This is a genomic window from Rhodobacter calidifons, from assembly GCF_011174775.1.
Taxonomy (GTDB): Bacteria; Pseudomonadota; Alphaproteobacteria; order Rhodobacterales; family Rhodobacteraceae; genus Tabrizicola; species Tabrizicola calidifons.
Genome location: NZ_JAANHS010000027.1, coordinates 1 through 12,518, shown reverse-complemented (window position 1 = coordinate 12,518; position 12,518 = coordinate 1). Strand labels below are relative to the sequence as shown.

General features: G+C 69.5%; 12 protein-coding genes and 2 tRNA genes. 8 read left to right on the top strand and 6 right to left on the bottom strand.

The genetic code is table 11. The features are described from left to right. The 7 genes from G8O29_RS17480 to G8O29_RS17450 all read left to right on the top strand — a co-directional run bounded on the left by G8O29_RS17480 (position 1) and on the right by G8O29_RS17450 (position 5,263). A tRNA-Glu gene (locus G8O29_RS17480) sits at positions 1-75 on the top strand. 105 nt (positions 76-180) lie between these two features. Further along, positions 181-981 carry a lytic murein transglycosylase gene (locus tag G8O29_RS17475; protein WP_166404499.1) on the top strand — a complete coding sequence of 267 codons (801 nt, stop codon included), beginning with the start codon at positions 181-183 and terminating at the stop codon, positions 979-981. Between the two features lie 43 nt (positions 982-1,024). Beyond that, a tRNA-Glu gene (locus G8O29_RS17470) sits at positions 1,025-1,099 on the top strand. Between the two features lie 88 nt (positions 1,100-1,187). After that, on the top strand, positions 1,188-2,402 hold the full coding sequence (locus tag G8O29_RS17465) for an ABC transporter substrate-binding protein (protein WP_166404498.1): 1,215 nt from the start codon (positions 1,188-1,190) through the stop codon (positions 2,400-2,402). A gap of 139 nt (positions 2,403-2,541) precedes the next feature. Beyond that, on the top strand, positions 2,542-3,396 hold the full coding sequence (locus G8O29_RS17460; protein WP_166404497.1) for an ABC transporter permease: 855 nt from the start codon (positions 2,542-2,544) through the stop codon (positions 3,394-3,396). Next, a complete protein-coding gene (locus tag G8O29_RS17455; protein WP_166404496.1) occupies positions 3,396-4,217 on the top strand; it encodes an ABC transporter permease in 822 nt (273 codons plus the stop codon). The genes G8O29_RS17460 and G8O29_RS17455 overlap by 1 nt, the downstream gene beginning before the upstream one ends. Further along, positions 4,214-5,263: an ABC transporter ATP-binding protein gene (locus tag G8O29_RS17450; RefSeq protein WP_166404495.1), complete on the top strand. Its 1,050-nt coding sequence runs from the start codon at positions 4,214-4,216 to the stop codon at positions 5,261-5,263. Before G8O29_RS17455 ends, G8O29_RS17450 begins: the two co-directional genes overlap by 4 nt. A 17-nt stretch (positions 5,264-5,280) precedes the next feature. Here G8O29_RS17450 and G8O29_RS17445 read toward each other — a convergent pair whose 3' ends face one another. The 3 genes from G8O29_RS17445 to G8O29_RS17435 form a co-directional block, all read right to left on the bottom strand. Next, a complete protein-coding gene (locus G8O29_RS17445) occupies positions 5,281-6,270 on the bottom strand; it encodes a GGDEF domain-containing protein (RefSeq protein ID WP_166404494.1) in 990 nt (329 codons plus the stop codon). 3 nt (positions 6,271-6,273) lie between these two features. Next, positions 6,274-6,849, bottom strand: coding sequence for a heme NO-binding domain-containing protein (locus tag G8O29_RS17440; RefSeq protein ID WP_166404493.1), 576 nt, complete (start codon positions 6,847-6,849; stop codon positions 6,274-6,276). Positions 6,850-6,920: 71 nt separating this feature from the next. Beyond that, positions 6,921-8,651 carry a DUF4153 domain-containing protein gene (locus G8O29_RS17435; protein ID WP_166404492.1) on the bottom strand — a complete coding sequence of 577 codons (1,731 nt, stop codon included), beginning with the start codon at positions 8,649-8,651 and terminating at the stop codon, positions 6,921-6,923. Between the two features lie 219 nt (positions 8,652-8,870). On the opposite strand from G8O29_RS17435, the gene G8O29_RS17430 reads away from it, so the two are divergent. Next, the gene (locus tag G8O29_RS17430; RefSeq protein ID WP_166404491.1) at positions 8,871-9,161 is read left to right on the top strand and encodes a hypothetical protein; all 291 of its coding nucleotides are present in this window, start codon (positions 8,871-8,873) and stop codon (positions 9,159-9,161) included. 69 nt (positions 9,162-9,230) lie between these two features. On the opposite strand, the gene G8O29_RS17425 is transcribed toward G8O29_RS17430, so the two are convergent. Genes G8O29_RS17425 through G8O29_RS17415 form a run of 3 tightly spaced genes read right to left on the bottom strand, consistent with a single transcriptional unit; the run spans position 9,231 to position 11,639 of the window. After that, a complete protein-coding gene (locus tag G8O29_RS17425; RefSeq protein WP_166404490.1) occupies positions 9,231-9,629 on the bottom strand; it encodes a cytochrome c in 399 nt (132 codons plus the stop codon). 56 nt (positions 9,630-9,685) lie between these two features. Continuing rightward, entirely contained in the window at positions 9,686-10,360 is a 675-nt protein-coding gene (locus G8O29_RS17420) for an ABC transporter ATP-binding protein (protein WP_166404489.1), read from the bottom strand. Continuing rightward, positions 10,353-11,639, bottom strand: a complete 1,287-nt coding sequence (locus G8O29_RS17415) for a lipoprotein-releasing ABC transporter permease subunit (RefSeq protein ID WP_166404488.1) — start codon at positions 11,637-11,639, stop codon at positions 10,353-10,355. The genes G8O29_RS17420 and G8O29_RS17415 overlap by 8 nt, the downstream gene beginning before the upstream one ends. Positions 11,640-12,518: the final 879 nt, after the last annotated feature.

Here is a 12,518-nt window from a genome sequence, read left to right as displayed (position 1 = left end):
GGCCCGTTCGTCTATCGGTTAGGACACCAGGTTTTCAACCTGGGAAGAGGGGTTCGACTCCCCTACGGGCTGCCACTTCACCGACATTTCAGACCGGCCGGCGAATCGCTCGGGTCGCCACGCTTGATTGTTTCGCCTCGTTGAATAGACTGGCAAAAATTCTTCGGAAAGGTGCCTGAAGTGAAGCTGTTGCCGCCTACTGCCATTGCACTGATCGCATTTGCGCTGCCCTTCGCCGCCGAAGCTGCCCGGTGCAGCGACACCGGCGGCCAGTACGAGGCCTGGAAGGCCGAGATGGCCGCCGAGGCGAAGGCGGAAGGCGTCGGCAAGCGGGGCATCGACGCGCTGATGGCGACGTCCTATTCCAAGGCCACGATCGGGGCGGACCGGAACCAGAAAAGCTTCAAGTACAGCCTGGACAAGTTTCTCAGCGTCCGCGGTGCCGACACGATCGTCAAGCAGGGCCGCAGCCGCAAGGCCAGGAACGCGGACTTCTACGCCAGCCTGGAGGCCGCCTACGGCGTGCCGGCCGGCATCCTGATCGCGATCCACGGGATGGAGACGGGGTTCGGCGGCTTCATGGGCGACACCAATGTCGTGTCGGCCATCGCCACGCTGACCTACGACTGCCGCCGGTCCGATTTCTTCCGCCCGCATCTGATCGGGGCGCTGAAGATGGTGGACAAGGGCATGATCTCGGCCAACACCATCGGCGCAAAGCATGGCGAGCTGGGTCATACCCAGTTCCTGCCCGGCAATGCCTATACCTACGGCGTCGATGGCAACGGCGACGGGGTGATCGATCTCTACAACCAGGCCGATGCCCTGGCGACGACGGCGAACTTCCTGCGGCGCAAGGGCTGGAAACCCGGCCAGGGCTATCAGGAGGGCGAGCCGAACTTCGCCGTCATCAAGGAATGGAACGCCGCGAAGGTCTATCAGCAGGCCATCGCGATCATGGCCGCGCGGATCGACGGCTGACCCCTTGCGCTTGTTCGCGCCGGCGGCTATCTGGCGCGGCAGTGGCCCGTTCGTCTATCGGTTAGGACACCAGGTTTTCAACCTGGGAAGAGGGGTTCGACTCCCCTACGGGCTGCCACTTCCGTTACAATCGACCAACGGCCATGTGACTGGATTTTTCGGTCGCGCCGGATTTGATGGACGCGACCCTGCAACCGAGGCTTCCGATGCTGCGTTCCCTGTCCGTCCTGCTTCTTCTTTCCTCCGCCGCCCTTGCCGACACCGCCGACGGCGAGGCGCTGAAAGCCATGACCTGGGACCAGATCGAGGCCGAGGCGCGCGGCGGCACGGTCAACTGGTTCATGTGGGGCGGGTCGGACATGATCAACGCCTATGTCTCGGGCTATGTCGCCGACAGGCTGAAGGCCGAATACGACATCACCCTGAACCGCGTGCCGATCACCGACGCGGCCGAGATCGTGAACCTGATCCTGTCCGAGAAGGAGGCCGGCATCACCGATGCGGGCAGCGTCGATCTGATCTGGATCAACGGCGAGAATTTCCGGTCGATGAAGCAGGGCGGGCTGGCCTTCTGCGGCCATACCGACCTGTTGCCCAACAACGCGCTGGTGGACTGGGACAACCCCGCCATCGCCAATGATTTCGGTGTTCCGGTGGACGGCTGCGAGGTGCCCTGGAACACCGTGCAGTTCGCCTTCGCCCATGACAGCGCCGTGGTCCCGGCCCCCCCTGCCGACATGGCGGCCCTGCTGGACTGGATCCGCGCCAACCCCGGCCGCTTCACCTATCCCGCCCCGCCCGACTTTACCGGATCCGCCTTCCTGCGCCATGTGTTCATCCATGCCGCAGGCGGGCCCGACGACCTGCTCGGCCCCTTCGATCCCGCGACCTTCGAGACGGTGTCGGCCCGCACCTGGGAGATCCTGAACGAGATCGAGCCCTTCCTCTGGCGCGGGGGGCAGACCTATCCGACCTCGATCACCCAGCTGAACGAGCTTTTCGCCAATGGCGAGGTGGATTTCAGCTTCAACTACGACCCCGCGCAGTTCGGCCTGGCGGTGCAGGCGGGCAGCTGGCCCGAAACCACGCGATCCTTCGGGCTGGCGTCGGGCACCATCGGCAACACCAACTACACGCTCATCCCGTTCAATGCGCCGAACAAGGCGGCGGCGATGGTGGTGCAGAACCTGCTTCTGTCGGGCGAGGCGCAGCTGGAGAAGGCGAAGACCGAGGTCTGGGGCGCCGCTCCGGCCATCGAGATCGCGCGCACTTCGGCAGAGGTGCAGGCAGGCTTTGCCGCGATCAAGGGGCATCCCTCGGTGGTGCCCGCCGCCGAACTGGCAAAGGCGGCCCTCCCGGAGCTTCAGGCCGATTGGCTGATCGCGCTGGAAAAGGGCTGGGCCGAGAAGGTGGGCAACTGACCGCAGGGCTCCTCGTGCGCCTTCGGCTTCTCGTCGCAGGCCCCGGCAAGAAGAAGCCGAAGGCGAACGACGCGCCGCCCCGCTTGCCCGCGGCCCCGGCCTCGCGCAAGCTGTCGCAACTTCGTTGCAAAGGCCCCGCGTGACCGACCGCACCCGCATCGCCCTTCTGCTTGCCCCCGCGCTTCTGCTGCTGGGCGGGCTGTTCCTGTCCGGCCTCGGCCTGACGCTCTTGCGCTCGTTCCGCTATTTCCCCGCCCTGGGCCTGACCGAGCCCGACCTGGGCGCCTATGCCGCGATCCTGACCTCGCCCGGCTTCCTGCGCTCGCTGGGCCTGTCGCTCTGGATCGCCTCGGCCTCGACCGTTCTGGCCGCGATCCTCGCGCTTGTGGCCGCCCTGCTTCTGCGCCAGAGCTTTCCCGGCCGTGCGCTGATCAGCTTCCTCGTGCAGCTGAACCTGACCATCCCGCATGTGGTGGGCGCCATCGGCATCCTCTACCTTCTGTCGCAGTCCGGCGCCTTCGCGCGGCTGGCCCATGCCGCCGGGCTGATCGCGGGGCCGGCGGACTTTCCGGTCTTGGTGAACGACCCCTTCGCCATCGGCATCATCCTGCTTTACGTCTGGAAGGAAGTGCCCTTCATCGCGCTGATCCTGCTGGCGAACCTGCAAACACTTGGCGAGGATCACGAATCCGTCGCCCGTTCGCTGGGCGCGACACGCTGGCAGGCCTTCCGCCATGTGCTTCTGCCGATGCTGGCCCCCGGTCTGGCGGCGGCCTCGGCGCTGGTCTTCGCCTTCGCCTTCGGCGCCTACGAGGTGCCGCTCATCCTCGGCCAGCACGCCCCCAAGGCCCTGCCCGTGCTGGCCTGGCAGGCCTGGACCGACACCGACCTTGCCACCCGGCCGGAGGCCATGGCCATGTCCATCGTCATTGCCGCCATCGGCCTTGCCCTGCTGGCACTGGTCGCGCGCGCTGTGCGGCAGGGGGGGGAATGATGCGCCCTGACCCGCGCCGCGCCGACCGCCTGCGGCTTCTGGCCGGGCTTGCCCTCGCCGGGACCCTGATCCTGCCGCTGGTGCCGCTGGCGCTCTGGTCGGTCGCGCAGGGCTGGCGCTTTCCGCATCTGTTGCCGCAGGCCTGGTCGGGCCGGGCCTGGGCCCATGCGCTCGACCCCGCTTCGGGCGTGCTGGAGAGCCTCGCGCTCACCACGCTGATCGCGCTGGCCACGACCTTCATCGCCGCGCTGGTCGGTGTGCCGGCCGGCCGGGCGCTGGGGCTTTACCGCTTTCGCGGCAAGGGGATCGTGACGCTCCTCCTCCTCGCCCCGGCGGTCCTGCCGGCCATCGCCGTGGTCTTCGGGCTGCATGGGGTTTTCCTGCGGCTTGGCCTGACCGGCACGGTGGCGGGGGTGATCCTTGCCCATCTGGTCCCGGTCCTGCCCTACATGACGCTGGTCATGGCCGCCGTCTTCGCGCGCCTCGACCCCGAGCTCGAGGCCCAGGCCCGGACCCTCGGCGCCACGCCCTTCCAGACCTTCCGCTGCGTGACCCTGCCCGCGATCCTCCCGGGACTGATGACGGCCGGCCTCTTCGCCTTCCTCGTCTCGTGGTCGCAATATCTGCTGACGCTGGCCATCGGCGGGGGCAAGGTGCAGACCCTGCCGCTTCTGATGTTCAGCTTCTCCAGCGCCGGACGGAACGACATCACCGGGGCGATCGCGCTGATCTACATCCTGCCCGGGCTTCTGGTGCTGATCCTGACCGCCCGCCAGGTGACGGGGCGCGGCGCGGCGCTGACCCAGGGCCTGCGACCGTGACCCGGCTGACGCTGAAGGGACTGGCGAAACGCTATGCCGGGGCGGGGCAGGCCGCGCTGCACGGGCTGGACCTGACGGTTGCCAGCGGCAGCCTGACCGCGCTTCTGGGGCCTTCCGGGTCGGGCAAGACCACCACGATGAAGCTGATCGCCGGCCTGATCGCCCCCGATGCCGGCGACATCCGGCTGGACGACCGCTCGATCCGCGACCTGCCGCCGGAACGACGCGGGGTGGCGATGGTGTTCCAGAACCCGCTGCTGTTTCCGCATCTGACCGTGGCCGGCAATGTCGGCTTCGGCCTCAGGATGCGCGGCCTTGCACCCGACCGGATCGCCGCCAGCGTCGCGGCGATGCTGGCGCGCGTCCGCCTGTCCGACCTTGCCGACCGCAGGCCGGCGCAGCTGTCGGGCGGGCAGGCCCAGCGCGTGGCCCTGGCCCGGGCGCTGGTGCTGCGGCCCGAGGTGCTGCTTCTGGACGAGCCGCTGTCCAGCCTCGACGCGACCTTGCGCGACGAGATGCGCGGCCTGATCCGCGATCTCCAGCGCGAGACCGGCATCACGACCCTTGTCGTCACCCATGACCAGGCCGAGGCGGTCGCGCTGGCCGACCGGATCGCGCTGCTTCTGGACGGTCGCCTCGTCCAGCATGACCGGCCCGAGGCCTTCTACCGCCGCCCCGCCTCCGAGGCGGTGGCGCGCTTCTTCGGCGGGGTGAACTTCCTGCCCGGCAAGGCCCGAGGCGGCCGGTTCGACTGTGCGCTGGGGGCGCTTGACCTGGCGCCGGGACTGCCGGAGGGACCGGGCCTGCTGACCATCCGGCCCGAGGCCATCCGGCTTGGACCCGGCCCGAACCCGCTGCCTGCGCGGGTGCAGGCGGTGACCTTCCTCGGCACCCAGACCCGCGTCGATCTGGGCGTCGAGGGGTTCGCGCTTCAGGCCCTGGTCGCGCCCGAGGCGGGACTGCCCCTCTCTCCCGGGCAGGAGGTGACGGTGTCGCTGCCGCCCTCCGCCCTCTGGCTGCTTCCGCGGCCCGAGGGCGCGGCCTGATCCGTCAGTCCGTCGCGTCAGTCGGCCAGGACGGCCCGGCCCCGGCCGGCATGTTTCGCGGCGTAAAGCGCGCGGTCGGCCTCGGTGAACAGCTGGGCGGCCTCGACGGTCGGGCAGTTCACCGACCGGACGATGCCGATGCTGGCCGAGACCCGGACCTCCCGGCCGTCGAAGAGCATCGGCTCGCCCACCCGGGCGATGATCCGGTTGGCGATGGCCATCAGGGTCGCAGGCTCTGACCGGCCGGTGACGATCAGCACGAATTCGTCGCCGCCGATGCGCGCCGCGCAATCCTCGATCCGCAGCTGTTCGCGCAGGATCCGGCCGACGTTTTCCAGCACGAAATCCCCCGCCGCATGGCCGAGGCTGTCGTTGACCGCCTTGAAATAGTCGAGGTCCATGTGCATCAGCCCGAACTTCGACTGGGCGGCGCAGAGGCGGTCCAGCACCAGATCGACCGCGCGGCGGTTGCGCAGGCCGGTCAGCGGGTCGGTCATTGCCTCTTCCTCGGCCGCGATCCGCGCCCCTTCCAGCCGCAGCGTCAGACCCTTCAGCTCGCGTGTGACGGCGGCATTCGCCTCGGCCAGGAACAGCACCTCGGTCGCAAGCTCGGTCGCGGCGAAATCCGCATCCGTCAGGCCGTATTCGCGGGCGGCCGTGATCAGATCGACGAAGGTGAGGTTCAACAGGATGCGCCCCGCGCCCGGCAGGGGCTGGCCCAGACCCCGCAGCCCCACCCGCGCCCCGTGCCGCAGCACCAGCCGGAACCGGTTCGGCATCCGCTCCAGCACTTCGGCCACCGAGACCGCACCACCGGGCGCGCGCACCTCGAACAGGTCCTCGAAGCGCGCGCCGGGCACCGCCGCCCCGTGCAGCACCCGGGCGAGCGTCGGCCCGAAACTCAGCGCGCGCCCCTCGGCGTCGGTCAACAGATGCATCGGCATGAACCGCGCCAGCGTCGCGCCATCCAGTTCAAGCCCGGGTCCGGTTGGTGCCGCGCTCAGCATGGCCTAGGGGTCCGGCCTGGCCAGTTCGAAGGCCCTTGCCTCGGCATAGCGGCTGTCGAGCACGGTGATCAGGATGCAGTCCTCTGCCCCCGGCTCGATCAGGCAAAGCGCGCCGTAATCGTCGGCCATGGCCGTCAGCATCCCCGTGAGCACGCGCTGCATCCCCTTCAGCGGCGACCGGCAGCGCAATTCGTAGCGGTCTGGTCCCACCTCGGTCAGCAGGATTTCCGGCGGATCCAGATCGGGCAGCGCCAGCCGGGCGCGTCCCGGCAGTTCCTCCAGTGAATGCAGGAAGTCGCTGAACGACACCCCGCCAAAGCGCAAGAGCCGGCGCACCCCTTCGCGGTCGGGGTTGGTCACCAGATAGGTCCCGATATCCTCCCAGATCGCCTCGACCGGGCGACCCAGCACCTCGGCGGCGATGTCGGCGATCCGGTCGGCCAGGCCAGAGGGATAGCGCAGCATCGGCTCGAAGGTCTGAACGGGCTGGCCGGCAGCGGCGCAGATCTCGTGCCAGCGGGCCTGGCCGAAGGTGTCCAGCACATAATTCTGCACCGATCGCAGCAGCAGCGCATCCATTCCCGACCTCGACGACGGATTCGCGGGCAGTCTAGCGGGCATGGGTTAACGAAATCTCCAAGGGTCCCGGGTCATGGCTGGATCATCAATCCGGTCTCGCCGGTGCCCAGCTGGTTCACCAGCGCCGGCGTCAACGGCGGCGGCGCATCCTGATAGGACCGCATCAGGTCGGCCGCTTCGGCGCCGCTGAAGAACCCGCCGTCCGGGCGTGCGGTGATCCGCTGCACCACCCTGCCGTCCGGCCCGAGGTAGATGCCCGTGATCTCGACATAATCGGCGCCTCTTTGCAGGAACAGCATGGCCTCCTCGCCCGGCAGCGCGGGCAGAAGGTCCGCCACCACCATCAGGCAACCCGCGCGGCCCGATCCCAGGCCCTCACCGCAGACCTGTTTCCAGTCGCGCAGCATGTAGTCCTCGGCCGCATCCAGCAGCATGTCGCGCGTGCCCGTGGCCGAGGCCGGCTGGACCGGCATCGCCGCCGCCACCGCGGCCTGAAGGGCGCCGCGCTCGTCCGCGCCTGGCCCGATGGCCTCGCCGGACAGACGCCGCGCCAGCAGCTCCTGCCCCGGCTCTGCTGCCATGGCCTCCAGCCGGGCCATCGCCTCGGCCCCCGGCTTGCCCCAGCCGCCGATGGCCTGGATATCCAGCGCCTCGACCGGCGTCCTGCCGTCCAGGAAACGCGCCAGCTGGCTTTGCGCCGAGATGCGCTCGGCGTTCAGGATCGGCGTCAGCCACAGCGCGGCCAGCGCGATCACCGCCAGCGCCATGCGGATGTTGCCCTGCCGGATCCGTTCCATCCAGGCCCCGCCGCGCAGCACGGCCTGGGCATAGACCAGCCCGTAGCCCACCCCGATCCCGGCCACCAGCGCCACGAAGACCCGGTCCGGCGTCCAGCCACGGTCGGCCACGCGCAGCCGGATCGCCCACAGCGCCAGGCCCGCCAGGACGGGCAGGATCAGCGCCATGGCCTGTGCCGAACGGCGCAGCACCGGGTTCGCGGCCGCCTCGGCGTCCGACTGATCGACCGCGATCGACACCAGCGCAATCCCGCCCCCGACCAGCGTCAGCAGCAAGAGCGCGGGGGAAAGCGCTCCGGTCAGGCCCGACAGGCCGCGGAACGGCAGGGCCAGCAGAAAGACGACCATCACCGCCAGGACGACCGGCAGGAACAGCCGGAACAGCCGCAGGACGACATAGGGCGACAGAAGGTCGGCCAGTTCATGGATCACCGCCATGCCCAGCCCCAGCACCGCCCCGGTGACAAGCATCATGGCCAGTTCGCTCCGCAGAAGCGTGCCGATCACATGGATGCCTACGATCCGCAGCACTTCGTCCGACAGATAGATCACCAGCCAGACCAGCCCGGTGAAGGCCCCCGCCGCGGCAAGGCGCAGCAGGACCGACCAGGCCTCCAGGAACAGCGCCGGGTAATCGCGCCAGCCGCTTCTGGCCGCGGCAATCAGGAAGGGGACAGGCAGGAGGGCCACGGTCAGAGCCGCAAGCGCGGGCACCACGCCGCGAAGGAAATCGCCCGGGGTGGCATAGCGCAGCATGGTCAGCGCCAGGAGTGCGGCGACGACTGCCGCCAGTCCCGCCGCTCTGGGCAGGGCCCGGGCCAGGCCGATCGGTCCCGCCATCCCCAACAGGGCCGCGAACAGGGTGAGAAGCCCGCCGATCAGGATCAGCATCGGATAGTCGGCGATCCAGTTGCGCTGCGATGCTTCCGAAGCCGCCCAGAGCAGCGCCCCGCCCAGAGCGCCGGCCATGGCAAGCTGAAGGCGCGCTGCAATCTGCCCAGTCATCCGAACCTCCTGCGCTTTGACCCGGCTATTGGTTCCGGCCTTGCGGCGGCATAGTCAGGATTTCCGGCGCCTTGCCAAGCCCCTTGCGCGAATGCAGGCCGGCCCCGACCGAGGAAGCGGTGCCCCGGGACGACCCGCCGTCCCGAGGTGCCGACCCGTCCGCTTTGCCCCGGCAACGAAGCCTGCTGGCGCGGGCTCCGGACCGGCGATCTGCGCGACTTGAGCGCCCGCGTGGCCGAGGTGGCCGGCAGGCTGACGGGCCTTGCGCATTCCCTGTTTCACCGCCTCGGCCGGAAGATCGAGGAGGTCTGCCTTCTCCATCACCTGTTCACCGCGCCCACAGCCCGCTGCTTCGGTCGCGCGCAGATCAAGGCGGTCGATGCCCGCGCCGACGCTGCCGACGCTCCGGCGGTCCATCGGCTGACGCAGAGGTCCGCTACCTCCGCCCGCCGGCCTCACGACCGGATCGGCCAGGCCACGCCCTTCATCCGCGACGGCCGCAAGAGCTGACCGGGGACCCTCCGGCCATCGACCGGGACCCGGCGAAGGGGCGGCCCTGCCGCACGAGGTGCCCTCGGATCACTCCTGCAAGCCCTTCACGAACTCGGCGATCTGCACCAGCCGCACCGGCGTCGGCGAGGCGATGCCATCCCCGCCGTCATAGGGCACCAGATCCCCCTGCAACAGCGGACCGAAGGCCGGCATCGGCGAAGCCCCCGACCGGCCTCCGGTATAGCCCCAGATCTTCGCCATGACCCGCGTGCCCGGAAACGCACCGCCATTGCGCGCCGACAGCCGCGTCAGATCGGCCGGCCGGCGGTCCAGCCCCGCTGCCGCCGGGCCGTCCCCCTTGCCGCCCGCCCCGTGGCAGGCCGCGCAATAGCTGGCGTAATCCTCCGCCCCGGTCGGCGCCCTCTCCTTCTCCACGCAACCGGCCAGGCCCAGGGCCGCCATCACCATCAGCAGGACAAGCCGCATCTCTCTCTCCCTCGTTTCCCGGCAGGCTCGCAGGGTCCGCGCACCCCTGCCTTGATTCAGGTCACCCGGCCACCTGCCAGCCGCACCACCCGGTCCATCCGCGCCGCCAGCTCCAGGTTGTGCGTCGCGATCAGCGCCGAAAGCCCCGTCGCCCGCACCAGATCCATCAGCACCCCGAACACCTGATCCGAGGTCGCCGGGTCCAGGTTCCCCGTCGGCTCGTCCGCCAGCAGCAGCTTCGGCGCATTGGCCAGCGCCCGGCAGAAGGCCACCCGCTGCTGCTCGCCCCCCGACAGCGCCGCCGGGCGATGCCCCGCCCGCGCGCCGACGCCGACCTTCTCCAGCAACTCCATCGCTCGCGCCTCGGCCGCCGCCTTCGCCACCCCGTTGGCCAGCTGCGGGATCACCACATTCTCCAGCGCGGAAAACTCGGGCAGCAGATGGTGGAACTGGTAGATGAACCCCACCTCCGCCCGCCGCGCCTCGGTCCGGGCGCGGTCCGACAACCCCCCCATCGCGCGCCCGTCCAGCCGCACCGCACCCGCGTCCGGCGTGTCCAGAAGCCCCGCGATGTGCAAGAGCGTCGATTTCCCCGCCCCCGAAGGCGCGACCAGCGCCACCACCTCGCCCCGCGCCACCGTCAGCGACGCCCCGCGCAGCACGATCACCTCGGACGGCTTGCCCCGGTTGTAACCCTTCTCCACGCCCTCCAGCGCCAGCATCTCACTCATAGCGCAGCGCCTCCACCGGGTTCATCCGCGCCGCGCGCCGGGCGGGGAAGAGCGTGACGACGAAGGACAGGCCCAGCGACAAGGCCACTGCCGACAGCACATCGCCCGCCTGCAACTTCGCGGGCAGGGAATAGATGCCGCGGATCGAGGGGTCCCAGACCTCCGCCCCGTTCAGCCAGTTGATGGCCGACATGATCTGGTCGATGTTCAGCGCCGTCACGCAGCCCAGGATCACCCCGGCCACGGTCCCGATCACCCCGGTGAACGCCCCGCAGATGAAGAACACCCGCAGCACGCTGCCTTCCGTCAGCCCCATCGTCCGCAGGATGCCGATGTCGCGCCCCTTGTTCTTCACCAGCATGATGAGGCCCGAGACGATGTTCATCGCCGCGATCAGCACCAGCACCGACAGGATCACGAACATCACGTTGTCCTCGATGTCCAGCGCGCGCAGAAAGGCGCCCGAACTGTCCTTCCAGGTCCACAGCATCGCCGCCGGCCCCGCCGCCTTCAGGATCGCATCGCCATAGCTTTCGATGGCATCGGGGTTTTCCACCATCACCTCGATCTCGTCCGCCCGGCCCTCCTTGTTGAAGAAGGACTGCGCCTCGATGAAGGGCATGTAGATCCGCGTCGTATCAATGTCATAGCGCCCGGCGGTGAAGATATAGACCACCTCGTAGGCGTTCACGCGGGGCGTCGTCCCCATCGCGGTCCTGACGCCCGAGGGCGAGATCAGCCGCACCCGGTCGCCCACCGTCACCCCCAGCTCTCGCGCAATGCCCGACCCCAGCGCAATCCCCTCCGGGTAACGCGCCAGATCGCCGATCGCCCCCGACCCCGCCCCGATACGCGGGATCGCCGCGAAATCCTCCGGGCTCATGCCATAGACCTCGGCCCCCGTGGTGTCCTCGCCATCCGACACCATCAGCTTGCCCTTGATGAGCGGCGCGGCCCGCGTCACCCCCGGCACCCTGGCAATCGCCGCCGCCATGGCTTCGGGCTGGGTGAACCCCCGGATCAGCTGCCCGTCCTCGCCCACCACGCCCGAGGAATAGACCGTCACATGCGCGTTGGCCCCCAGGATCGTGTCCACGAACTCGGCCCGGAACCCCGCCCGCACCGCCAGCGTCAGGATCAGCGCGAACACCGCCAGCGTGATCCCGATAAGCGAGATCCAGGTCATCACCGAGACCCCGCCCTCGGCCCGCCGCGCGCGCAGATAGCGCCAGGCGATCATGAATTCAAAGCCCGAAAAGGGCGCCGTGCTCTGTGCCATCTGCCTTCCGCCCTTTCCGGGCCCGTTGAGTGCGCGGCAACCTGAGCGACAGGGCCCGAAAGGTCAAGGCACGGCCCGGTGAACGGGGGTATCCGGCCCGGCAGCACAGCCCGTCACGCTCCCGCTCTGCCCGGGCATGAACGATCCGTCCGGCAAGGGACAGCGCGCATGCCCGGCTCTGACCGGGGCGTCGCTCTCTGCCCGCCCCCGCCGCCACAGGCCCGATGCGGTGACAGGGCTCCGGCACGGGCGCAGCCGGCATCGCGCGCCGTGGGAAAGGCCGTCCCGGCGCCTCGCTGCCGTCCGCGCCATCCGGGGTGCCATCGCGGCTGGACCGAGGCCATGACCCAGGCCCGGATCAACCTCGACGGCGATGCCGATGTCGTGCCACATCGCCGCTTCAGCCAGCCCCCCGCCAGGCTCCGGCGCGCGCCAGGCGACCACCACCGCAACCGTCAACCGCCCTCGCTGACCGACTGCCGGAGGAACCCCCGCCCCTTGCGCGCCCCGGCACTTCACCGCACCCGCCCCCCTGATTTGCCCATGTTCAAATACTCCCGCCGGAGGCACGCCCGAGGTCTTGCGCGTCCTCGACGCGCAAGGCCGAGACAGATGCCGCGCGCCGCAGGCGCTCGATTTCGCCACCGTCACACCCGGGAACGCCCTCCCGGACCCGGGCGCAGCACAGCCAGGGTGGGGCGTTCCGTGCCCTTTCGGCGCAGGCCGACCCACCACCCCGAGAGATCAAGAAACCTTCACCTCTAGAATGGAGCGCAACAGCTGAGGTTGTGATGGGGGTTGCGATGGATCGGCGGGGGTTGCATCTGGATGGTGCGGAGCGGGCGGTGATCTTTGCGGAGCATCGTCGAGGCACGAGCC